This is a genomic window from Acinetobacter sp. LMB-5, assembly GCF_001541635.1.
GTDB lineage: Bacteria > Pseudomonadota > Gammaproteobacteria > Pseudomonadales > Moraxellaceae > Acinetobacter > Acinetobacter pittii.
Genome location: NZ_LRDR01000007.1, coordinates 1 through 22,223, shown reverse-complemented (window position 1 = coordinate 22,223; position 22,223 = coordinate 1). Strand labels below are relative to the sequence as shown.

At 37.9% G+C, this 22,223-nt stretch carries 21 protein-coding genes; 12 read left to right on the top strand and 9 right to left on the bottom strand.

The window, feature by feature from the left end; genetic code table 11:
* Positions 1-5: 5 nt before the first annotated feature.
* Together AW165_RS10820 and AW165_RS10815 are read right to left on the bottom strand one after the other, a co-directional pair.
* The gene (locus tag AW165_RS10820; protein WP_060465815.1) at positions 6-1,607 is read right to left on the bottom strand and encodes a carboxyl transferase domain-containing protein; all 1,602 of its coding nucleotides are present in this window, start codon (positions 1,605-1,607) and stop codon (positions 6-8) included.
* A 24-nt stretch (positions 1,608-1,631) separates the two neighbouring features.
* A complete protein-coding gene (locus AW165_RS10815; protein WP_005076583.1) occupies positions 1,632-2,804 on the bottom strand; it encodes an isovaleryl-CoA dehydrogenase in 1,173 nt (390 codons plus the stop codon).
* Positions 2,805-2,948: 144 nt separating this feature from the next.
* Here AW165_RS10815 and AW165_RS10810 point away from each other — a divergent pair, with 144 nt between their 5' ends.
* The 5 genes from AW165_RS10810 (at position 2,949) to AW165_RS10790 (ending at position 9,130) form a co-directional block, all read left to right on the top strand.
* Complete coding sequence (locus AW165_RS10810) at positions 2,949-3,566, top strand: TetR/AcrR family transcriptional regulator (RefSeq protein ID WP_060465814.1); 618 nt, start codon at positions 2,949-2,951, stop codon at positions 3,564-3,566.
* A gap of 110 nt (positions 3,567-3,676) precedes the next feature.
* On the top strand, positions 3,677-5,371 hold the full coding sequence (locus AW165_RS10805; protein ID WP_060465813.1) for an AMP-binding protein: 1,695 nt from the start codon (positions 3,677-3,679) through the stop codon (positions 5,369-5,371).
* A gap of 71 nt (positions 5,372-5,442) precedes the next feature.
* Positions 5,443-6,114 (top strand): class I SAM-dependent methyltransferase, encoded by a 672-nt coding sequence (locus AW165_RS10800; RefSeq protein WP_060465812.1) that lies wholly within the window; start codon positions 5,443-5,445, stop codon positions 6,112-6,114.
* Positions 6,115-6,390: 276 nt separating this feature from the next.
* Positions 6,391-7,674, top strand: a complete 1,284-nt coding sequence (locus tag AW165_RS10795) for a DcaP family trimeric outer membrane transporter (protein WP_081410642.1) — start codon at positions 6,391-6,393, stop codon at positions 7,672-7,674.
* Positions 7,675-7,774: 100 nt separating this feature from the next.
* Positions 7,775-9,130, top strand: a complete 1,356-nt coding sequence (locus AW165_RS10790; RefSeq protein ID WP_060465810.1) for an MFS transporter — start codon at positions 7,775-7,777, stop codon at positions 9,128-9,130.
* Positions 9,131-9,179: 49 nt separating this feature from the next.
* Here AW165_RS10790 and AW165_RS10785 read toward each other — a convergent pair whose 3' ends face one another.
* On the bottom strand, positions 9,180-10,418 hold the full coding sequence (locus AW165_RS10785) for an SGNH/GDSL hydrolase family protein (RefSeq protein WP_060465809.1): 1,239 nt from the start codon (positions 10,416-10,418) through the stop codon (positions 9,180-9,182).
* Between the two features lie 111 nt (positions 10,419-10,529).
* Here AW165_RS10785 and AW165_RS10780 point away from each other — a divergent pair, with 111 nt between their 5' ends.
* Positions 10,530-11,435: a LysR family transcriptional regulator gene (locus AW165_RS10780; protein ID WP_060465808.1), complete on the top strand. Its 906-nt coding sequence runs from the start codon at positions 10,530-10,532 to the stop codon at positions 11,433-11,435.
* Here AW165_RS10780 and AW165_RS20125 read toward each other — a convergent pair.
* Complete coding sequence (locus AW165_RS20125) at positions 11,428-11,730, bottom strand: hypothetical protein (RefSeq protein WP_016806122.1); 303 nt, start codon at positions 11,728-11,730, stop codon at positions 11,428-11,430. The two genes, AW165_RS10780 and AW165_RS20125, sit on opposite strands and share 8 nt — an antisense overlap.
* Before the next feature lie 905 nt (positions 11,731-12,635).
* Between AW165_RS20125 and AW165_RS19745 the strand changes: the two genes are divergently transcribed.
* The 3 genes from AW165_RS19745 to AW165_RS10765 all read left to right on the top strand — a co-directional run bounded on the left by AW165_RS19745 (position 12,636) and on the right by AW165_RS10765 (position 13,792).
* On the top strand, positions 12,636-12,782 hold the full coding sequence (locus AW165_RS19745) for a hypothetical protein (RefSeq protein ID WP_005069891.1): 147 nt from the start codon (positions 12,636-12,638) through the stop codon (positions 12,780-12,782).
* Between the two features lie 264 nt (positions 12,783-13,046).
* Entirely contained in the window at positions 13,047-13,475 is a 429-nt protein-coding gene (locus AW165_RS10770; protein WP_032003399.1) for a hypothetical protein, read from the top strand.
* Between the two features lie 95 nt (positions 13,476-13,570).
* Positions 13,571-13,792, top strand: coding sequence for a hypothetical protein (locus tag AW165_RS10765; protein WP_060465807.1), 222 nt, complete (start codon positions 13,571-13,573; stop codon positions 13,790-13,792).
* 82 nt (positions 13,793-13,874) lie between these two features.
* Here the strand turns inward: AW165_RS10765 and surA1 are convergent, their stop codons facing one another.
* From surA1 to AW165_RS10750, 3 genes are all read right to left on the bottom strand, one after another.
* Positions 13,875-14,192: a surface antigen protein 1 gene (gene surA1, locus AW165_RS10760; protein WP_002114287.1), complete on the bottom strand. Its 318-nt coding sequence runs from the start codon at positions 14,190-14,192 to the stop codon at positions 13,875-13,877.
* A gap of 115 nt (positions 14,193-14,307) precedes the next feature.
* On the bottom strand, positions 14,308-14,535 hold the full coding sequence (locus AW165_RS10755) for a hypothetical protein (protein ID WP_002114279.1): 228 nt from the start codon (positions 14,533-14,535) through the stop codon (positions 14,308-14,310).
* Between the two features lie 279 nt (positions 14,536-14,814).
* On the bottom strand, positions 14,815-15,291 hold the full coding sequence (locus tag AW165_RS10750) for a CinA family protein (RefSeq protein WP_060465806.1): 477 nt from the start codon (positions 15,289-15,291) through the stop codon (positions 14,815-14,817).
* A 316-nt stretch (positions 15,292-15,607) separates the two neighbouring features.
* On the opposite strand from AW165_RS10750, the gene AW165_RS10745 reads away from it, so the two are divergent.
* Together AW165_RS10745 and katE are read left to right on the top strand one after the other, a co-directional pair.
* Positions 15,608-17,026, top strand: coding sequence for an iron-containing redox enzyme family protein (locus AW165_RS10745; protein ID WP_060465805.1), 1,419 nt, complete (start codon positions 15,608-15,610; stop codon positions 17,024-17,026).
* A gap of 41 nt (positions 17,027-17,067) precedes the next feature.
* Positions 17,068-19,212, top strand: coding sequence for a catalase HPII (katE, locus tag AW165_RS10740; protein WP_081410631.1), 2,145 nt, complete (start codon positions 17,068-17,070; stop codon positions 19,210-19,212).
* Between the two features lie 55 nt (positions 19,213-19,267).
* Here katE and AW165_RS10735 read toward each other — a convergent pair whose 3' ends face one another.
* Together AW165_RS10735 and AW165_RS10730 are read right to left on the bottom strand one after the other, a co-directional pair.
* A complete protein-coding gene (locus tag AW165_RS10735; RefSeq protein ID WP_000432004.1) occupies positions 19,268-20,146 on the bottom strand; it encodes an SDR family oxidoreductase in 879 nt (292 codons plus the stop codon).
* A 139-nt stretch (positions 20,147-20,285) separates the two neighbouring features.
* Complete coding sequence (locus tag AW165_RS10730) at positions 20,286-20,687, bottom strand: DUF6367 family protein (protein WP_060465803.1); 402 nt, start codon at positions 20,685-20,687, stop codon at positions 20,286-20,288.
* A 474-nt stretch (positions 20,688-21,161) separates the two neighbouring features.
* Here AW165_RS10730 and AW165_RS20235 point away from each other — a divergent pair.
* Positions 21,162-22,223: KGG domain-containing protein (locus AW165_RS20235; protein WP_060465802.1), on the top strand; the 1,062-nt coding region annotated here is incomplete at its 3' end.

Sequence of the window (22,223 nt, the reverse complement as noted above, 5' to 3'; positions counted from 1 at the left end):
ACCTCTTACATGCGGAACACGCCAAATTTGGTTGGCTGGATTGGAGCGTTCATGGCAGCTGCAAGACTTAACCCCAGTACCTGACGAGTTTGAGCTGGATCAATTACGCCGTCATCCCAAAGACGAGCAGAAGCATAATATGGATGGCCTTGGCGCTCGTATTGTTCACGAATCGGTTGCTTAAACTCATCTTCTTCTTGTGCTGACCACTCGGCACCTTTTTGCTCAATCTGATCACGTTTTAAAGTCGAGAGCACGCTAGCTGCTTGTTCGCCCCCCATTACTGAAATACGCGAGTTTGGCCAAGTCCATAAAAAGCGTGGTGAATAAGCACGTCCGCACATACCGTAGTTACCCGCACCAAACGAACCACCAATAATCAGGGTAAGTTTTGGTACATTTGCGGTTGCAACTGCCATTACTAATTTGGCGCCGTTTTTGGCAATCCCTTCATTTTCATACTGGCGACCAACCATAAAGCCCGTAATGTTTTGTAGAAATAACAATGGAATATTGCGCTGAGTACATAGCTCAATAAAGTGTGCACCTTTCTGTGCAGACTCTGAAAATAAAATCCCGTTATTAGCAATAATCCCGACTGGCATACCATAGAGTGAAGCGAAACCAGTAATCAGTGTTGAACCAAAACGTGCTTTAAACTCATCAAAACGTGAGCCATCTACAATACGGGCAATCACTTCACGTACATCAAAAGGTTTACGTGCATCACTTGGAACTACGCCATAGAGTTCTGCTGCATCAAATAAAGGTTCATCAACTTGTTTATTTAAGTCGTTTGGCTTTTTATTTAAGTTAGCGACAATGTTTCGTGCAATCGCAATTGCATGCTCATCATTTTCAGCTAAATGATCAGCCACACCTGAAAGACGTGTGTGGACATCACCGCCACCTAAATCTTCACTGCTCACCACTTCACCAGTCGCAGCTTTTACAAGAGGAGGGCCACCTAAGAAAATCGTACCTTGATTACGTACAATAATTGTTTCATCCGACATGGCCGGGACATAAGCACCACCTGCGGTACAGCTCCCCATCACTACAGCAATTTGGGCAATACCAAGGCTCGACATGCGTGCCTGATTGTAGAAAATACGCCCGAAGTGGTCGCGGTCTGGGAAAACCTCATCTTGCATTGGTAAATAAGCGCCGCCCGAATCTACCAAATAAATACAAGGTAAGTGATTTTGTTCAGCAATTTCTTGTGCGCGTAAATGCTTTTTAACCGTAAGGGGATAATACGTTCCACCTTTTACCGTTGCATCGTTGGCAACGATCATGCAAGTGATGCCATTGACCTGACCAATACCCGCAATCACACCCGCAGCAGGAACATCATCTTCATAAACGTTGTACGCTGCCAGTTGACCAATTTCTAAAAATGCCGTGCCGACATCAATCAGTTGATCAATACGTTCACGGGGTAAAAGTTTACCTCGAGCCAAATGTTTTTGACGGGCATTTTCACCACCACCTAAAGCAATACGCTGAGCAACTTGTTTTAGATCTGTGACCAATGTTTGCATGGCTTGCTGATTTGTTTTGAAGTCTTCACTTCGAACATTAATCTTGCTTTGTAATTGGTTCATAAGATACATCCTTATTTATAATTATTATTTGGTTTCATTGAAGAGTTCGCGGCCAATCAACATACGGCGAATTTCAGAAGTTCCCGCGCCAATTTCATAAAGTTTGGCATCGCGCCATAAACGGCCAGCAGGGAATTCATTGATATAGCCGTTGCCACCTAGACTCTGGATTGCTTCACCGGCCATCCATGTTGCTTTTTCAGCAGCATATAAAATGGCACTTGCAGCATCTTTGCGTAAACTGCGGTCATGATCAGCTTTGTCACAGGCAGCGCCAACAGCGTAGACGAGGGCTTTACATGCCAACCAAGTTGAATACATATCGGCAAGTTTGCCTTGCATAAGCTGGAATTCACCTAAAGCCTGACCAAATTGTTCACGTTGGTGCAAGTATGGGATTACCACATCTAAACAAGCATCCATAATGCCTAAAGGTCCGGCACTTAAAACTGCACGTTCATAGTCTAGGCCGCTCATCAGTACTTTTGTGCCGTTACCAACACCGCCGAGTACGTTTTCAGCAGGTACTTCTACATTGTCAAAAAACAGTGGGTAAGTGTTAGAGCCACGCATACCGAGTTTGTCTAAGTGGTTGCCGTGACTAAAGCCTTTCATGCCTTTTTCAATTAAAAAAGCAGTCATGCCTTTCGCGCCAGCTTGCGGATCAGTTTTAGCGTAAACCACGAGTACATCTGCATCACCGCCGTTGGTAATCCACATTTTTGAACCATTTAAAACAAAATGATCTCCTTTTTGCTCCGCGCGTAGTTTCATGCTGACAACATCAGAACCTGCATTTGGCTCAGACATCGCAAGGGCACCCACATATTCACCGGAAATCAATTTTGGTAAATATTTCTGCTTTTGCTGTTCATTACCGTTACGGTTAATTTGGTTGACACATAAATTAGAATGAGCACCGTAAGACAAACCAATGGCTGCCGAAGCACGGGAAATTTCTTGCATAGCAATAATATGAGCTAAATAACCCATATTGGCACCGCCATATTCTTCAGAAACCGTCATACCTAAAAGGCCCATATCTCCGAATTTTTTCCAGAGATGTGCAGGGAATTTATTGTCTTGATCAACTTGTTGGGCAATTGGTGCAATTTCCTTTGCACAAAATGCTGCCACTGAATCTTGAAGCGCAATTAAAGTTTCATCTAGACCGAAATTCAAGCTGCGTAGGTTCATGATATCTTCATCCTATTGGTTATATTTGTTGTCCATAAAATATTTTGTGGGTATTTGATAATTACCATACAATGATTTTTTAAAAAAGTGAATACTGATTCATAAAATGATTTACAATTCATTTTATTTGTTAGAGAATAAATTATGAGCTATAAACGATCATCTTTAATGCAAGAGCGGATGGAACAAAATCGTAAGTCGATTTTGAGTTCAGCCAGAAAGTTAATTTCAGAGGGAGGATTTAAAGACGCGCAAATACAAACAATTGCAGAGCAAGCGGGTGTATCTAGTGGACTGGTTTATCGCTACTTTGATAATAAAAGCCAAGTACTGATTGAAGTTTTGTCCGAGGCTATTAATACAGAACTATTGGTCATCGATTCGATTACCGAAAGTGACTTATCGGCAAAGCAGAAATTACACAAGGCTGTGGCAACCTTTGTAAAAAGGGCACTGAATAGTCCTCAGCTTGCATATTCACTCATGTTTGAACCTGTCGATTCAACGGTTGAACATGAGCGTTTTCGTGTGAAGCAATTGATTAAGCAAAGTATTAAAAAAATACTTGCGGATGGAAATGCAAGTGGTGAGTTTGTCTTGGATGATTTAAATACAGCAGCACTTTGTGTTGTCGGTGCCATGACCTATGTGGTGGTTGAACCCCTAGACCCAGCTCAAAATACAAAGTTTGATCATGTGCATAAAGACTATTTTTCAAAACAGATTGCTGACTTTTGTGTAGATGCTGTGCAGAGGAAATAGGGCATATAAAGGATAAAACAACACAAAGAAGGCGGTTTAGAAAAATAGTTGCAGTAACAACAATTAGATCAGGTAAGAAGAGAATTAGAAGAATCAAGGAGAATGATTCAATGCAACAAGAACGGTTAAGCTACGCCTCGGGACCAAGCACACAGCCCTTATTGGGTATGACCATTGGTGAACAATTTGATCAGGCTTGTCGGCAATATGCTGAAAAGGAAGCAATCGTCAGTTTCCACCAAAACAGACGATTAACCTATAAAGCTTTACAGGATGAAGTAAATGCTTTTGCTTGTAGCCTTTTAAAATTGGGATTAAAAAAAGGTGATCGATTAGCTATTTGGTCACCTAACTGTGTGGAATGGACGGTAACCCAATTTGCAGCTTTTAAAGCAGGGATTATTTTAGTCAATCTAAATACAGCTTATAAAAGCCATGAACTTGAATATGTGTTGAATAAAGTCTCATGCAAAGGATTGATTATTGCCTCTCAATTCAAAACGACTGATTACCAAGAACTACTCACAAAAATTGCCCCTGAGTTAACCACTTGTACTGACAAATTGCTCAGTTCAGCGCGACTACCACATTTAAAATTTGTCATTAAAATTGATGATCAGCACCATACGGGTATTCATCGCTTTAGTGATTTAGTTACTACACCAACTTCTGAACAGCTAGAACAATTAAAACTATTAACCAAGCAACTTCAATTTGATGAAACCATTAATATCCAATTTACCTCAGGCACAACAGGTAACCCTAAAGGAACCATGTTGACCCATCATAATATTTTAAATAACGGTTATTTCGTGGGGGAAGGCATTCGTTTAACTCCTCAAGATAAAGTCTGTATTTCTGTGCCATTGTTCCATTGTTTTGGCATGGTAATGGGGAATTTGGCGTGTGTTACACATGGGTCAACCATGGTATATCCATCAGCCGTATTTAATCCTTTAGAAACTTTAAAAGCGATTCATCAAGAACGTTGTACGGCAGCGTATGGCGTGCCCACCATGTTTATTGCCACCTTAGAGCATGAACAGTTTAGTGAGTTTGATCTGTCGAGCTTAAGAACAGGCATTATGGCAGGTAGTCCTTGTCCAAGAGAAATTATGCAGCGTGTTATAGACCGAATGCATATGTCTGAAATCACCATTTGTTATGGCATGACCGAAACCTCGCCAGTGAGTGTACAAAGCTCGGTAAATGATTCGATTGATAAGCGAGTAAGTACAGTTGGACATGTTCATCCGCATGTTGAAATTAAAATTGTCGATTTAGAAGGGCAGATTGTTCCGCAAGGAACTTTGGGTGAGCTATGCGTTCGCGGTTATTCAGTGATGGCTGGCTATTGGGGTGAAGAAGAAAAGACCCGTGAAGTGATTGATGCTGCTGGCTGGATGCATACAGGTGATATTGCCGAAATGGATCAAGACGGTTTCATTAAAATTAAAGGCCGTATTAAAGATGTGGTGATTCGTGGTGGGGAAAATCTCTTTCCAAAAGAAATTGAAGATTTCTTATACACTCATCCAGATGTAAGCGATGTCCAAGTCATTGGCTTGCCAGATGCCAGATATGGCGAAGAACTCTGTGCTTGTATTATTTTGCATGAACATCATCAAATTGATGAAGACAGCATTCGCCAATTCTGCAAAGAGCATATTTCTCATAATAAAGTGCCGCGCTATGTCCGATTCTTTAATGAGTTTCCAATGACAGCTTCAGGCAAAGCGCAAAAGTTTAAATTGCAGGAAATTATGCGAGCTGAACTAAACTTAACTGGAAATGTCTTTGATTAAAGAAGTCGAAAGTCAGGTCAAAGTGCAGCAAACTATAAGTTGAAAGGCAGCTTAAATAGAGGATAAACAAAATGGCAAAAGACTTTAATAGCCCAAAGGTAGTCGAAGGATATGACGAACATATTCGTAAATTAATTCCGGGTTATGAAGTGATCCATCAACAGGTGGATGCCATTTTGCAATCAGTGTTGCCGCCAAATGCTCATATTTTAATTGTGGGTTGTGGCACGGGGTATGAACTCGAATATTTACTTAAACGTCATCCAAACTGGAAATTTACAGCAGTTGATCCATCTTTGACTATGCTGCAAAAAGCTCAGGAACAGGTTGAACTTTTAGATAAATCTTCTCAAGTCACTTTTGTTCACGGTGAAACGTCAGCTTTACCTCTTGAGAATTGCTTTGATGCTGCACTTTCTATTCTCGTGGCTCATTTTATTGTAGATGACATAAAACCTGTTTTTTTTAAGGATATTTATGATCGCTTAAAAGAAAAAGCGATTTTGCTGACCTACGATTTAATGACGTGTGTAAATCCACAGCATCTTCAAGCTTTACGTTATTTATGTTTGGCACAAGGCTTAACAGAAGAACAATGTCAAAAAATGTTAGAGCGTATGGCGCAAGACTTTTTTAGCCTAACCACTGAAGGATATATAAAACTTTTAGAAAAAACTGGTTTTAAAAGTGTGCATCCTTATACGCAAATTTTGACGTATCAAGGGTTTATTGCAAAAAAATAATGGATTTGGGAAAGCGTTAATACGGATATAAAACCTGCATATTCTCAATGAGGAAGAGAATATAAAAACTGAAAAGAATTAGAAGATTTAGCTTTACTTAAAACAAATTAAAAGTGGTTTTCAGGCCGCTTTAGGGAGGTTTTGTCTAAAAAATATGATCGAAGGTTTTTCTTGTGAAAGAAAGACAAATTTTAAGCACCTATTTTAGATGGGTACATAACAAAAAGGATGTCGAGATCTTTAAGTCTAATTAAAGATCAAAAGGAAAATTTCATGATGAAAGTTTTAAATACAACGGTTCAAAAAAGCCTGTTGGCTGTTTCTGTGACCCTGTTTATGTCTTCCGCTTTGGCAGGTCAAACAGATCCTGAAATAGCACAACTTCGCAAAGAAGTAAAAGAATTACGGGCTATGCTACAAGCAAATATACAAGCTCAAAAATCTTTATCGCAACAAAGAGTGGAGCTAACAACTTCTGCAACGCCCCAAGCTGCTCAGCCTACAAAACAAGTGTTAACTAAGTCTGGCGCAGAATTTAACTTATACGGTTATATACGGGCAGATGCTTCTTATCAAATGAAGGGGGCTTCTACCATGTATAACAATATTAGCGGTGTTCCACTTGAAAACACGCCAGAAGAATCTGCACAAAAAGACCAGTTGCACAGTACGGTTAATGTGACACGTTTCGGGTTGAATTTTAAAACCCCAACAGCCGCGGGTGATGTGGGCGGAAAGTTAGAAATGGACTTCTTTGGGGCAGCCACTCGTGATCAGTTTAGAATACGCCATGCTTATTTAACTTTTGATAAATGGCTCATCGGTCAAACGTGGTCAACATTTATCGCACCCGAATATTATCCGGAAACGATTGATGCGGGCACATTTGTAGGCAGTGCATTATTAAGATCACCGCTAGTTCGCTATAGCGATAACTTAACGGCAAATACAAGCTTTGCAATATCGGTTGAAGATCCGAAATATACTGCGACCTCAGACCCAGATAATAAAATGCGTTTACCAGCGTTGGTAGGGCGCTTAAATCATAAATTTGCCAATGGCTCGATGTTGTCGGGACGTAGTTTTGTTGCCGAAAAGAGAACTAATCATGATGAGGAAGTCGCTTGGGGCGTAGGCTTGGGCGGTAAATACCAAATTACGCCCGATACATTACTCAAAGCCGATTATTACCATGTCAAAGGAGATGGGCGTTTCCTGCTATGGACTAACAGCGGCTATGCAATAGATGATCAAAACAATATGCATAGCAATGAATTTGACACCGTTTCTTTAGGCATTACTCATCAATTTACACCGCAAATTCGCTCGACTTTAGGCTACGGCTATATGAAAGCCAAAGATGATAACCGTTTTGCTGAATTACAACGTAATAGCACCACCCAAAATAAAGAGCTTTGGCAGGGCTGGGTGAATGCACTTTATAACCCATACAAACCAATTACCTTGGGCGTCGAATATGTGTATGGCGAACGAGAAACTTTTGATGGACGTAACGGGATTGATAACCGCTTCAATATGATGGCGAGTTATGACTTTTAATTTATTCAATAAAACCTTGAATAATTTGTTTTTTCTTTAAGGTGCAGTATGTCGTTTTAAAAAATTGAATATGAATTTATCTCACAAAGGAGGTGAGTAAATGACAACATCTAAATTAAATGTAAATGAAGTTATTGATCAGGCCAGATTTACCCCTTTTCACTGGAGTATTTTACTTTGGTGTTTATTAATTATTATTTTTGATGGTTACGATCTGGTGATTTATGGCGTGGTACTGCCTTTGCTAATGCAAGAGTGGTCGTTAACAGCTGTACAGGCGGGGATGTTAGCAAGTACGGCACTATGCGGAATGATGTTTGGGGCAATGTTTTTTGGAACATTGGCAGACAAAATAGGCCGTAAAAAGGTAATTTTAATCTGTGTGACTTTTTTTAGTGGTTTTACCTTTTTAGGTGCTTTTGCATCAAGCCCACTTGAGTTTGGGGTACTTCGGTTCTTGGCGGGACTAGGCATTGGTGGGGTTATGCCAAATTTAGTTGCACTTACATCAGAATATGCGCCTAAACGTATAAGAAGTACTTTGGTGGGGAGTATGTTTAGTGGTTATGCAATTGGGGGAATACTTTCAGCATTGATCGGTAGCTATTTGGTTGAAAGTCAGGGGTGGCAAATTATGTTTTTAATTGCCGGTATTCCATTATTTTTATTACCTGTCATTTGGAAGTTTTTACCTGAATCTTTAACTTTTTTAGTTAAAACAGGAAAAACTGAACAAGCACAGCGCATTATTCAAAAAATTTCGCCTGAACAAAACCTAACGATCAATACTCACTTAGTGCTTAATGAAGATAATGTTCCAACAGGCAGTTCTGTAAAGGGATTATTTCAACAAGGCCGTGCTTTCAATACACTCATGTTTTGGCTCGTGTTCTTTATGTGCTTGCTCATGGTGTATGCCTTAAGTAGCTGGTTACCAAAACTCATGCTGGCAGCAGGTTATTCACTCGGAAAGAGTATTTTGTTCTTGCTTGCTCTAAATGTTGGCGCAATGATCGGTTCAATCGGTGGCGGTATTTTGTCTGATAAATTCCATCTAAAACCTGTAATTATGGGAATGCTACTGGCAGGTGTTGTTGCTTTAGTCGGTTTAGGTTTTAAGTCACCAGCCTATGTTTTATATGGTTTGGTGACTGTGGCTGGAGCAGCAACGATTGGTACTTCAATTCTTCTTTATAGTTACGTTGCACAATATTATCCACTAAGTGTGCGTTCTACTGGAATTGGTTGTGCTTCTGGTGTAGGTCGAATTGGGGCTATTGTTGGACCTATCTTAACGGGCCTGTTATTGGGTTTAGAGTTACCACATAAAATGAATTTTGTGATGATCGCAATTCCTGCAATTTTAGCGCTTTTCGCCGTCATGGTTTTAAGACGATATGCAACTGAAAAACAGCCTATTACACCAAAACTTAATGTCGAGTTAGAGGGGAATTAATCCATATGGATACGGGTAGGAAACAAATTCCTATCCGTATCTGGACGTTTTATTGATTAACTAATTCGTTTAAATCAACCAGATTTGCCATTTGTTGATTCCCACGGTCATTCGGATGTAAATGATCTCCTGAATCATAAATTGGATTTAATCGGTCAGGATGCTTAGGGTCTTTTAAACCTTGCTCAAGATCAAGTACGCCGTCAAATGTATGGCTGGTTCTGATCCAGTGATTAATGCGCTGACGTAATTCATCTTTGTTAGGCTGATAATAGTTATCAAGAGGAGTATTTGGTAAAGCTCCCGAAAATGGTAATAAGGTTGCTCCAATCACTTGAATACCTTGGCGATGTGCTTCATCTACAACACGTTTATAACCTTGAGTGAGTGCTTCAAAACTCGGTATTTGTTGTTTAGGTGCAAAAGCAGTACCGGGCCATGAAATATCATTAATACCCACCAGAACAATTAATGTTTTCACACCTGAATATTGAAATACTTCTTTTTGTAAGCGTTCTAAAGCACTGTCACCCATACCGTCTGTAAGTAATCGATTCCCTGAAATTCCACTGTTAATGACTGCTATTTGATGTGGCGATAACCGTTTAGCTAAAAAGTCGGTCCATCTCGTATTTGCATCTAAAGTTGCAGTTGCACCGTCGGTAATTGAATCTCCAATGACTGCAACAACATGTGCTTTAAGCTTCGGTTTTACTTCTACAGCCGACAATAATAATCGTGCAGTTGTGGTTTTGGCACTGCTAGGCATATTTAAATTCGCAGTCTGGTTGCCCGTAATGAGCCAACTGGTTTGTTTCGCATCCCAATGAAAAGTTTTAAATGTAGTGGGCTTTTGAATAAAGGTATTTACCATTAACTGCGCATGATCTGGAACAGGGAGCTGAATTGGATCACTCATCAGTTGTTTGCCTGGTAAAATTTGTGCTTTAAGCTTTCCAGAGAAATAAACTGGATAAGCATTCTTTGATTTAAGACTTTGTCCTTTGACTAGCCCCACGGTAGTTTTATCAATATAGAGCGGTTGATCGCCATATTGATTGGTAAAAACGAGTCTAATAGCTTCACCACCTAAACTAATTTGACTAATTTGTTTAATGGTCTGATTAGATATTTGACCGGGAATATTGGTCGGGAAAACGAAATCTTTATTCCAGACTTTTTGTGGGCTGGCTGTCCAAGTGGTAACCCACTGGCTCTTTTGTACTTCTGCTTGCACTACAGTAGAAAATAAGACAAGAGAGAATAGGGCCGATTGATAAAGTTTCATCTCGTGAACTCTTTAAAACGAATTAAAGTTATCTTGAAACAAATTACTGGCTTGTTATAGCAACATAAGCGGAATAAGATTTGTGAATGAAATTCATAAATAGATTTTGTTATGTCATATTTTGATATTAATCGGTCTGGGGAGTTGGCAATTTTTATTCGAGTGGTCGAGTTAGGAAGCTTTTCAGCAGTCGCAAGAGCTTGTGACATGACGCCGTCTGCTGTGAGTAAGTTAATTTCACGCTTAGAAAAAAGACTTGGCGTCAGACTACTGAACCGTTCAACACGCCAGTTTCAGCTTACCAGTGAAGGATGCCAATTTTATGAGCAAGGCATTCAAATACTTAATAATCTGGATGAACTAGAACAATCTGTTACTGCAAATCACATGCCGCAAGGGCGTATTAGAATTCATACCAGTCTTTCATATTGGACACACTTTTTATTGCCTTGTATTTCTCTATTTAACGAGTGCTATCCACAAATTGAATTAGAAGCTCATTTGAGTGATGAAGTCATTAATTTAGTTGAGCAAAGAATTGATATCGCAATTCGCACAGGACCTTTGAAAAGCTCAAATTTGGTTGCTCGCTCACTCGGAAGCACTCAGAAACATTATGTATGTTCACCTACCTATATTGAAAAGAATGGTTATCCGCAGCATCCAGAAGAGTTATACGAACATCAGCTTTTAGACGTAAGTTACCAACGTCAAAATAAAACGTGGCTTTTTAAAAAAGACGATCAAGAAATCACACTTGCTCCCACTAAGGTTTTAAGAATAAATCATGGAGAAGCCATCTTGCAGTTAGCGCTCGCAGGTGCTGGTATTGCACAGCTTAACCAATTCCAAGTCAAAAAAGCTTTAGAACAAAAACAGTTGGTCAAAATCCTTGAAGACTGGAATATCAAGGCTTCAGAAGAATTTCATGCTGTTTGGATAGGACATGATAAATATGTCCCTAAGCGCGTAAGGGCTTTTTTAGATTTCTTGGTAGAGCATGCAAAAGTTAGTTAATTGAGTCTTTTCTTGCGCTTAACTGACATTGGTGCATAGTTTCATTCATAGTTTCCACAAAGTGCATATTCGCATTAATATTTTGTAAGCTTACTTTGGGTAAGTTCTCTACAAACTGCGGCGAATAATGTTTTTCTAAAGAGTTATAAATACAGTTGCATTGTGAAAGTGCACGACCTGCCCAAACACAATGTGTATTAAATTCATTTTTACTGATAGACCTGCAACCTAATAAACTTATAGAACTTATTAATAGGGTGCAGATTAAAACAATACGATATAAAAAAAACATCATTATTGCTCTTCATTGGTTGTTGTTATCGTTAAGTCATGTTTATAGAAATTTTCTAGTCTTTATCGAGCGTTAAATATGGAAATATTTACTCTGAAAAGGTAGGAAAGCAGAAACATAAAACTGTAGGATATTTTCTTGAAAATAGTTTCAGTTAAGTCGATAACGTGATGAAGAGTAGAAGAAAAAACACGATATAAAATAATAGTCATTAGAGACTCCTTGATGAAAGAAGTTGCGCCCAATCACTGCTATTAATTATGGTGGTGAAACGAAAGAGGGTTAGCAGACTGATACCTAAGAAACCAGCACACCCGAAGGTGTCCCACTCCCGTTCCTCCGTCAAAGGCACGAGGGGCTACACACCAAAAAACTTGTTTTTAGTGCGCTTAGGTAGACGGTCTGCTAAAACCGACTGACAAAATAGGTCAGCCGGAGCATCATAAGCTGAGCCTTAAAGCGGGTCAATTGCAAAAATAAAAGATTGGTTTATATAAACAAATATTAATATTTTTAAATTTTCATTAATAAAATAATGAGTTATTTAGAATTGAAAATATTGAATAATGGTTCAATAGAGGTTAAAAAATAATTTTTAATGTTTATATATCAAATATTTATTAATTGTTTATTTATATAGTGTTTGCAAGTAATGACTTATTTCAACATAAGTCAAAAAAGAGCGGGAAATTTTGATTTTATGAATATCATGTAATTAAATAAATAGCCGTTGCCAAATTTTAATTAAAATATCAATTGCAAGAAAAGTAATTTTTTAACATTTATATTATTTAGATTTTTACAAAAGCTTGCACAACCTACAAAACTTAAGAGAACCACAGCGGTAGGCCAACATAAGATAATGTTATTCATAAGCCTACATCTTAAGATTTATAAGGGTGACCTCAATGTTAAGAATTTTTTGTGCAGTGAGTATGGTAGTTGCAATCGCAATGGGTATGAGTGCATGCCAAGATCGAAATTCAACAGATGATGATGGAACACATGGCTCGAATGACCCAGCAACTACTCAACAAATGGAAAAAAACTCATAATTATTTCGCTTAAGGAAACTCACATTTATGTGGGTTTTCTTATCGTTATTTTCTATCATATATGTAACATAATAAAAAAAGCAATTATATAAAAATATAAAATTAATCAATAAATTAGTGTGTTATAGCCTTTATATTAATTTGTTGTTATTGAATTGTTTCCTCAGTAAATTATAGTTTCAAAAAATTAATAAAATAAACACAATAAATACTTATATTCATCCAAAATTCATTTTAGTGAAAACAATTTTTAAAGGTAAGGATATGCCCCAGTACTTAAAATTAGCTGAGAAAATCTATCAAAATGTTAAGGAAAAAAAAGGGTTTGTAGATGATCCTATGGAAGATCTTAACAATTTAATGATTGAGCTTAGACATGAGATTAAGGGGACAAAACTTAAACTTTTATACAATTATATTGATTTTGCTGAATTGCTGATTAAGCCTCTTCAGGAATCTAAAATTAAATTAGATTTAAGTATTATTCCGAAGAGTAAAAACACACAAGAATTTGTATTGTGGCTTGCAGGTTTTATTGAGCGTATTACCACAGGTGGCCAAGAAAAGTTACCGCCAATTCGCGATAAAGTTGCATTACCTGCATATGCTTATGAAGAAACATATCCTGCTAAAGAAACTCCCGTGAATAACGGGGAAGAAATTATTGAATATTTTAAGAAAAACCAAAACTGAAATTTTGTTTACGTACGGCTCAAGTCTATTGCTAGGCTTTTACGTTAAATAAATGGGAAAAACCAGTAACTTTAGTTAAGAGATAAGGTGGCGGTATGTTTGTATATTTTACTGATGGAACTTGCATTAATGATTCTGAAATTTATGCTGTGAAAGCCAAGCAAGAACAAAACAGATATGTAGTAGAAGTTACGATCAAGCCAACACATACTCTTTCTACAACGCCGGATGTACAATTTAAAAAAGAAATTTTTGATGATCCGAATCAAGCCAATCAATATCTTAGTAATAATTTTAATATGCCGCCGTTTTTCTAATATAAATACTTCAAATAATAAAAAAGCTTATTTCCCAGGGCCAATAGGAAATAAGCTATATGCTTTGGACCAATTAAGGATGTTACATGTCATCCCATGCATCTTTAATGGCTTGTTTTGCATGTTCCCATTTTAATCGGGACTCAGCTTTGAGCTCTTCCCATTTTTGTTGCAAGCTACCTTCCATCTCTTCAAACTGAGTTCCTTCTTTAGATTCTGAACGGGCACGGTGACCTAGTTCATAAGCTGCAGAAAAATCACGATCATAATCCAGATCTGGCGTAGTTAATTGAGCTTCTTGATAATAAGGTCGAGTAAGATAACTTTCCCGCCAGCGAGAGTCAGAATAATTATGGTCGCCAGCTACAAGTTGAGCATGGTCTGTATTTTGATCTGTCATCAGTTTTTCCTCTTCTCTTATTTAATTTTATGCTTATGTTAAATTTAGGAAGGTGAGGGCACCTTCCTAAATAAAATGAATGACCGCATCAAATGACATTTAATTCAACAACGGATTAGCGTTGCTGATTATTGTTATTTGAGTTTTGTTGGCCTGAATCTTTTTGATTAGAGCCTTGTTGTTGGCGGCGGTTGTCATTTTGCTGTTGTTGCTGATTGTTTTGTTGCTGTTGATCGTTTTGCTGTTGGTTGCCTTGTTGCTGCTGGTTGTTACGGTTGTCGTTTTGCTGTTGTTGTTGCTGCTGATTATTGCGTTGATTGCTTTGATTATTAGTAGTGCTCATCTTTAATTACCTCATATCATTTATGATGTGTGTTTTATCTGAGAGCTTCAGATAGGTTCATTAAAACATGAAAATTTTTAATGTGTAGCGTTGGGGTGTTACCCTATATTTAAATGTAAATTTAAAAATTAAATAAAACCTTGATTTCTATAAAATGTAATTTTAATGATTAAACATAATTAATATGAATATAGTTAAAATTACATTTGGGTACATAGAGGTTAAATAAAAGCTATGATCATTTCTAAATATGTATTTGTTATCTTTTATGAAGGAAAGCTATTTTTTATTATCTAATATTATAGATTCGATATCTTGACTAATGTAATAGAGCAGTTGTCTAAGTTTAAGATAGGGTAATCCTTTAAATATACGTCTGAAATTATAAAAATTATCTTTATAATAAATGGAATAAAAAAAGGTACCTACAGGTTTTTCTTGAGTTTCAGAACCTCCTTTTTTTAATAACCCGGTACAGGCAATATAAAGATCGGCATGTAAAAGTTCTTTACCTTTTTTGATCATTTCTACAGTGACTTGCATCGACTCAGGCGTATATTTTTCAATGAGTTCTGGTGAAATATGAAGTGTATTTTCTTTGACACGTAGGTCGTAGCTGACCAAGCTACCAATAAGAATATCACCTGAATAGGGACTCAAAGAAAAGCGATAAGCTAAATAACCTGCCGAAGCACTTTCAAAAAAAGCGATTTTAATTTTTTCTTGTGCTAGTAATTTACAACATGAGTTAAACATTTGTATTCTCCTTACAATTGTTTTTAATTTAGTTATAGGATTATTTTTAATTTCTTTTTGTTAAGTTTTTAGTCTTTATAATTTTAAAGGTAAGTTAATTGTAAATATAGTTTATTGTTTATATATTTTTTATAAAAACATATAGTTAAATTATTCTAAAGGTGAGAATGTAAGTTTGTGTTATTTTTTATGTTGTTGAAATATAAAGTTTTTAAAATTATGAGTTGTTTCTTAATAACGTAATATAACAAAGATAGGCTGGGATTATTGTTCAGTTAAAGTATGGTAATTTATATCTCACTAAAGGAGAATAGAAATGCCTGTTGTAGTGAAAAAAAGATTATTAGACTTATTACAAGATAATCAACAGAACTATTACGAATTATTTGTTTTTTTCCTTGATCCTGATATTTCTAGTTTTGAAAAAGAGAAGAAAGCAAGAGATTTTCTTAATGAAGAAATAGATAAAATAGATCAAAAGGAAATTGATTTTCCTGCAACTATAAATACAGTTAAAGAATGGTGTGAAAATGACAATAAACAAAATTGTGAGTTATTTCAGGCTTATCTAAACCGTAGACAAAGTGGGGGTGAGAGAGAGTATTTCCAGAATGTCGGACAGGCATTTGAATTTTTGATTAAGGTCTCTCCAACTAAAAAGGTCGACGGTGCATGGCTCTATAGCTCAGTTCACTACTGGAACGATCCGGTTTTTCATGACCTTATTATTACTTATCTAGAAGAGCTGGGACTTGGTGAGCCGAAAGCAAATCATGTCTGTATTTATGATGACTTATTACGTAGTCTGGGGCTTGATAGTTTTGATCTGCTTTTAGAGGATGAATACTATCATAATGCCGTGATTCAGCTGGCGCTTGGCTATGCTCCACCAGAGTTTATTCCCGAAATTGTCGGCTTCAATTTAGGTTATGAGCAACTACCACTGCATCTACTCATCAGTAATTATGAACTTGCTGAACTGGGTATTGATTCTAAATATTTTAATTTGCACATCACTATCGACAATATTGATAACGGACATGCAGATAAAGCAATTAAAGTTATAGAAAATATTTATGATAAATACAGAGATAAAGAGGCTTTCTTTAATAAATTAAAACGTGGTTTTGCTCTTAATAATCATGGTGTTTCTTCTTCAAAAATTATTAAAAATTTAAATCTTGAAGATTTAGTCCTTAAAATTTTAAAAAGAAAAGCGCTCGTGGGGCAGCTTATTCATAACGAAACTAGACAGTTTGGATGTAAAACCATTAACCAATGGTTATCAAACCCAGAAGACGTTAAAGGCTTGGTTACACATCTTATTGATCACAAATGGATTAAATTTAATACCGACCCTGAGCAGAGTGTGTTCTGGCGGATGATTAATGAAGAAAATGGAAAAATGTTTGGGGTATTTAACCCTGTAGAACGACAAATTATTCATGACTGGATTGCAGGTAGTGATCATTCTTCTAACTTCTTGGCTTATAGCAGGGAATTAAAGAATAGCCAGCGTATTCAAGATTATCTGTTTAGCTATATTTCTGATGGCGAACTTGATGCGCTCCAAGAGCGTATACGTCAGACACCTGATCTTGCCATAAAAATATGCAAGCTGACTCCGTTTTTGGCTCCAGATTCACACCATAAAAGCATTGGGCTTTGGAGCACACGTAAATATGTCGAGCTCCTTTTTCCATATTTAAGTTCCTTTAACAAAACTAACTCTTGAAGTTTTTAATTCACCCCACGTTTAACTTTAAAACATAGGTAATGAACATGACTGATAATGTTAAATCAACAAATAAAACAAGTGAAATGGCTGGTGCTGATGCTGCAAATAAAGCCAATACTACCCAAAAAACTGAACAATTAGACTCAGTCAGAGACGATGCAACCAATGAAGCATTAACCACAAATCAAGGGGTTAAAATTGCTGATAACCAGAATAGTTTAAGAGCAGGTATTCGCGGTTCGACACTATTAGAAGATTTTATTTTACGAGAAAAGATTACTCATTTTGACCATGAACGTATTCCTGAGCGTATTGTGCATGCACGTGGCGTGGGTGCTCATGGTTACTTTCAGGCTTATGAAGGAAATGAGCGCTTAACAAAAGCTGGTTTTTTGACTGACCCAACCATTCAAACTCCAATTTTTGTACGCTTCTCAACAGTGCAGGGCCCACGTGGTTCTGCTGATACGGTCCGTGATATTCGTGGTTTTGCCATTAAATTTTATACTCAAGAGGGTAATTTTGATTTAGTCGGCAACAATGCGCCTGTGTTTTTTGTGCAAGATGGGATTAAGTTTCCAGACTTTGTTCATGCAGTAAAACCTGAACCAGATACAGAAATACCAACAGGAGCAACTGCACACGATACTTTTTGGGATTTTGTGTCTTTAGTACCTGAGTCAGCACACGCGGTGATTTGGGCTATGTCAGACCGTGCAATTCCACGTAATTTACGCTCAATCCAAGGGTTTGGGGTTCATACATTCCGTCTCATTAATGCCGAAGGAAAATCACATTTTGTGAAATTCCACTGGACCCCTAAACAAGGTTTAAGCGCTTTAGTTTGGGATGAAGCTCAAAAGCTTGCTGGTAAAGATCCGGATTTCCACCGTCGCGATCTTTATGAAGCGATTGAGAATGGGGTTTATCCTGAATGGGAGCTCGGTGTACAAATTGTTGAAGAAGAAGACGAGATGAACTTTGACTTCGACTTATTGGACCCGACAAAAATTATTCCTGAAGAGTTGGTTCCAGTGACACCAATCGGCCGATTTGTTTTAAACAGAAATGTTGATAATTTCTTTGCAGAAACAGAGCAGGTGGCTTTCTGTCCGGGACATATTGTGCCGGGAATTGATTTTACAAATGACCCGCTTCTACAAGCACGACTATTTTCATACACCGATACCCAGTTAAGCCGTTTAGGTGGACCAAACTTCCATCAAATTCCGATCAATAAACCTGTGTGTCCATTCCATAATAATCAACGTGATGGTATTCACCAGCATACGATTCATAAAGGGCAGGCTTCATATCAACCAAACTCAATTGATAATGATTGGCCAGCCGAAACGCCACCTGCTGCTTCAAATGGTGGTTTTGAAAGCTATCCTGAACAGATTAGCGGACATAAACTCCGTCAAAGAAGTGAAACTTTTTCTGATCATTTTTCACAACCGCGCCTTTACTACAAGAGTCTTGCCCCTCATGAGCAAAAGCATGTGGTCGATGCCTATACTTTTGAGTTAAGTAAAGTGCAACGAAAACACATCCGTGAGCGCCAAGTTCAACAAATTTTGGCAAATATTGATCTCGACTTAGCACGACAAGTAGGCGCTAATTTAGGAATTGAAGTGCCTGATTTGACGCTAGATTATAAAAAAACTGCAGTTGAAAAATCGGCTAAATTATCTTTCTTAGCTTTCCCGCCCCAAGATATTCAAGGTCGAAAAGTTGCAGTACTCATCCATAATTTAGTCAAATCTGATGCATTAGAAGCTATGAAAAACTGGGCAATTAAAGAAGGGGTGACTCTTCATTTATTAGCGCCAAGCTTAGCTCCTGTAAAAGATCATCAAGACAATATTATTACGGCTGATGGCATGCAAATGGCTGAACCTTCAATTGCTTACGATGCGGTAATCATTCCTGATGGCGATAACTTAAACGCTGTCATGCAAGACGGAGTAACTCGCCATTATCTATTAGAAGCCTACAAGCATTTAAAACCAATTGCATTTTTAGGTAATAAATCTGATTTACTTGAACCGCTAGGTTTAGTTCCTGATGAAGGTACTCTAGTTGGAGATGAATTCCAGCCGATTGCTGAAAAGTTCAAAAATCTGATTATGGCTCATCGTGTTTGGTCACGAGAACAAATAGCTGCTCACATACCTGCTTAACAAACAAAAAAGCCCTGAAAGCTTTAACTTTCAGGGCTTTTTTATATCTTAGGGATTAACCATTTACGATTTGACCACCATTTACATGAATGACCTGACCTGTAATATAACTTGCATCATCAGAGGCAAGGAAAAGATAGGCGGGAGCAACTTCACTTGGTTGTCCCATTCTTCCCATTGGGGTGTCTTTACCAAACTCTTTAACGGTTTCTGCATCGAAACTGCTTGGAATTAAGGGTGTCCAGATGGGTCCTGGCGCAACACCATTTACCCGAATTCCTTTTTTCTGTTTCATTAAATTGTTCGATAAGCTACGCGTAAAAGTTGTAATCGCACCTTTGGTACTTGCATAATCAATGAGCTCATCATGGCCTTGATAGCTAGTAATACTGGTTGTATTAATAATACTGTCGCCTTCTTCCATATAAGGAATGGCTTCTTTAGTAAGATAAAACATTGGGAAAATATTAGTTTTAAATGTCTTTTCTAATTGCTCATTACTAATACTTTCAATTTCTTTTTGTTGATATTGCACACCAGCGTTATTCACTAAAATATTAATTTTGCCGTAATGTTGTAGAACTTTATCAATATCGAGTTTTGCAACATCTGGGTCAGAAATATCACCTTTTAATAAAAGGCAATGTTGTCCTTCTCTTTCAACGAGTTGTTTAGTGATTTCGGCATCTTGATCTTCTTCGAGATAAAGTATCGCAATATCAGCGCCCTCACGAGCAAACAATACTGCGACAGAACGACCTATACCGCTATCGCCACCACTAATAACGGCAACTTTATCTTTTAGCTTATCGCTACCTTTATGGGTACTTTTTATTATTTCAGGTTCAGGGTGCATTTTTTCCTGATCACCTGGTTGATGAGATTGAACTTGTGCGGGGGCAGATGTTGGATACTGGTTTGTTGAGTTTTCCATTTTAAATACCTCAGTTGTAATATCTAATTTTCATATAGTGAGCTGTTACCGCGTAAATGTGAGTAAAATGAATTTTTTAATAAGTTGTCTTTGTTATTTTATTTGTAAGGATGTAAAAAAATATTTTTATATTTAAGGATTAAATAATATCGATTACCTTGATTTTGTTTTTATCAATCATACTTTCAATAATAGATCTATTTCCTGTATCCTCTAACCAGTTTTCTATCGGTATATTATTAGATAAATCTAATATTTTTTTAATAATTTCTTTTGCTCCATCTATATTTTCTGAATTTTTATTATTTTTAATAGCTATATTATCTAGCAACAGTTTTATATCTTCATGTTTTATATTTTTTGATTTAATAATATATAAGTCTCTTTGGAAGGGATGACTTGCATGAGGTGGGTCTAATCTATAGCTCCATTCTTTGTCATAGTCCTGCCATGAGTTTTTGGACTTAATATGTCCTAGTAAAATTTCAGGGATAGAAATATGGATATATTGTAGAGCTGACTGTTGATTTTTTAATTGCATAGTTAAGTTACTCAAACCATCTTATTAAAAATAGTTTTAAATATTCATATTAATCTCTCAAGTAAATTAATTCTGAAAATGTAATGATATATGTTATTGTTTTTTAATTAAAATAATTGTTTGCTTGTTATTTTCTCAATAGATCTGATGTTGTGTTAGTTTACTGTTTTGTACATTTTGAAATTTTTTGTTATCAGTTAAAATATTTTAACTGTGTTTGTAAAAATATATTGTAGTGTGCCCTTAGGTAATAATGAGTATATCCAATATTTAAAGAGTAAAATTATTAATAATTAAAATTTTTAAAATATTTTAAAAATAATATGTTTATAAGAAATTTCATTTTTTGATTGATATACATTTAAAAGGATTGATACATCACTTGGGTGGGAAAATATTATAGATATTCTATTGTTATTAAATCCGTTAACTAAAAGCGGTAGTGACTATAATTAAATATAGGAAGATATAACTATGGCTAATACTAGATATGAAGATGATGATAACAATAGAACAGGTACTTCAAATCGTGGATTTGCAAGTATGGATCCTGAAAGAGTACGAGAAATAGCCAGCAAAGGTGGGCGAGCTGCTCACGCGAGTGGTAATGCACATGAGTTTACCTCTGAAGAAGCTCGTGAAGCTGGCCGAGCAGCCCATGCAAGTGGTAACGCTCATGAATTTACGTCTGAAGAAGCGCGTGAAGCGGGTGCATTAAGCCATAAAAATGATGGCCGTAATGGTCGTGGCCGCGGTCGTGATGATGACGACGATGATGACGATCGCGGTAGCCGCTCAGGTGGTCGAGGCCGAAGCCGTTACGACGACGATGATGATGACGATGATCGCGGTGGTCGTTCAAGCGGACGAGGCCGTGGCCGCAGCCGTGATGACGACGATGATGATGACGATCGCGGTGGCCGTTCAGGTGGACGAGGCCGTGGCCGCAGCCGTGATGACGATGATGATGACGATCGCGGTGGCCGTTCAGGTGGACGAGGTCGTGGTCGCAGCCGTGATGATGACGATGATGATGACGATCGCGGTGGTCGTTCAGGTGGCCGAGGCCGAGGTCGCAGTCGTGATGACGATGATGATGACGATCGCGGAGGCCGTTCAGGTGGTCGAGGCCGTGGCCGCAGCCGTGATGACGATGATGATGACGATCGTGGCCGCTCAGGTGGACGAGGTCGTGGTCGCAGCCGCGATGACGATGATGATGACGATCGTGGTGGTCGTTCAGGCGGACGAGGCCGAGGTCGTAGCCGTGATGACGATGATGATGACGATCGTGGCCGTTCAGGCGGACGAGGTCGTGGCCGTAGCCGTGATGACGATGATGATGATGACGATCGCGGAGGCCGTTCAGGTGGACGAGGTCGTGGCCGTAGCCGTGATGACGATGATGATGACGATCGTGGCCGCTCAGGTGGACGAGGTCGTGGTCGCAGCCGCGATGACGATGATGATGACGATCGTGGTGGTCGTTCAGGCGGACGAGGCCGAGGTCGTAGCCGTGATGACGATGATGATGAC

Excerpts from the sequence above, each read along its gene's own strand:
- AW165_RS10770 (WP_032003399.1), top strand. The coding sequence starts at position 13,047 with ATGCCCCAGTACTTAAAATTAGCTGAGAAAATCTATCAAAATGTTAAG.
- AW165_RS10765 (WP_060465807.1), top strand. The coding sequence starts at position 13,571 with ATGTTTGTATATTTTACTGATGGAACTTGCATTAATGATTCTGAAATT.
- AW165_RS19745 (WP_005069891.1), top strand. The coding sequence starts at position 12,636 with ATGTTAAGAATTTTTTGTGCAGTGAGTATGGTAGTTGCAATCGCAATG.
- surA1 (WP_002114287.1), bottom strand. The coding sequence starts at position 14,192 with ATGACAGATCAAAATACAGACCATGCTCAACTTGTAGCTGGCGACCAT.
- AW165_RS10750 (WP_060465806.1), bottom strand. The coding sequence starts at position 15,291 with ATGTTTAACTCATGTTGTAAATTACTAGCACAAGAAAAAATTAAAATC.
- AW165_RS10755 (WP_002114279.1), bottom strand. The coding sequence starts at position 14,535 with ATGAGCACTACTAATAATCAAAGCAATCAACGCAATAATCAGCAGCAA.
- AW165_RS20125 (WP_016806122.1), bottom strand. The coding sequence starts at position 11,730 with ATGATGTTTTTTTTATATCGTATTGTTTTAATCTGCACCCTATTAATA.
- AW165_RS10815 (WP_005076583.1), bottom strand. The coding sequence starts at position 2,804 with ATGAACCTACGCAGCTTGAATTTCGGTCTAGATGAAACTTTAATTGCG.
- AW165_RS10735 (WP_000432004.1), bottom strand. The coding sequence starts at position 20,146 with ATGGAAAACTCAACAAACCAGTATCCAACATCTGCCCCCGCACAAGTT.
- AW165_RS10810 (WP_060465814.1), top strand. The coding sequence starts at position 2,949 with ATGAGCTATAAACGATCATCTTTAATGCAAGAGCGGATGGAACAAAAT.
- AW165_RS10745 (WP_060465805.1), top strand. The coding sequence starts at position 15,608 with ATGCCTGTTGTAGTGAAAAAAAGATTATTAGACTTATTACAAGATAAT.
- AW165_RS10790 (WP_060465810.1), top strand. The coding sequence starts at position 7,775 with ATGACAACATCTAAATTAAATGTAAATGAAGTTATTGATCAGGCCAGA.
- katE (WP_081410631.1), top strand. The coding sequence starts at position 17,068 with ATGAACATGACTGATAATGTTAAATCAACAAATAAAACAAGTGAAATG.
- AW165_RS10805 (WP_060465813.1), top strand. The coding sequence starts at position 3,677 with ATGCAACAAGAACGGTTAAGCTACGCCTCGGGACCAAGCACACAGCCC.
- AW165_RS10785 (WP_060465809.1), bottom strand. The coding sequence starts at position 10,418 with ATGAAACTTTATCAATCGGCCCTATTCTCTCTTGTCTTATTTTCTACT.
- AW165_RS10820 (WP_060465815.1), bottom strand. The coding sequence starts at position 1,607 with ATGAACCAATTACAAAGCAAGATTAATGTTCGAAGTGAAGACTTCAAA.
- AW165_RS10730 (WP_060465803.1), bottom strand. The coding sequence starts at position 20,687 with ATGCAATTAAAAAATCAACAGTCAGCTCTACAATATATCCATATTTCT.
- AW165_RS10780 (WP_060465808.1), top strand. The coding sequence starts at position 10,530 with ATGTCATATTTTGATATTAATCGGTCTGGGGAGTTGGCAATTTTTATT.
- AW165_RS10795 (WP_081410642.1), top strand. The coding sequence starts at position 6,391 with ATGAAAGTTTTAAATACAACGGTTCAAAAAAGCCTGTTGGCTGTTTCT.
- AW165_RS10800 (WP_060465812.1), top strand. The coding sequence starts at position 5,443 with ATGGCAAAAGACTTTAATAGCCCAAAGGTAGTCGAAGGATATGACGAA.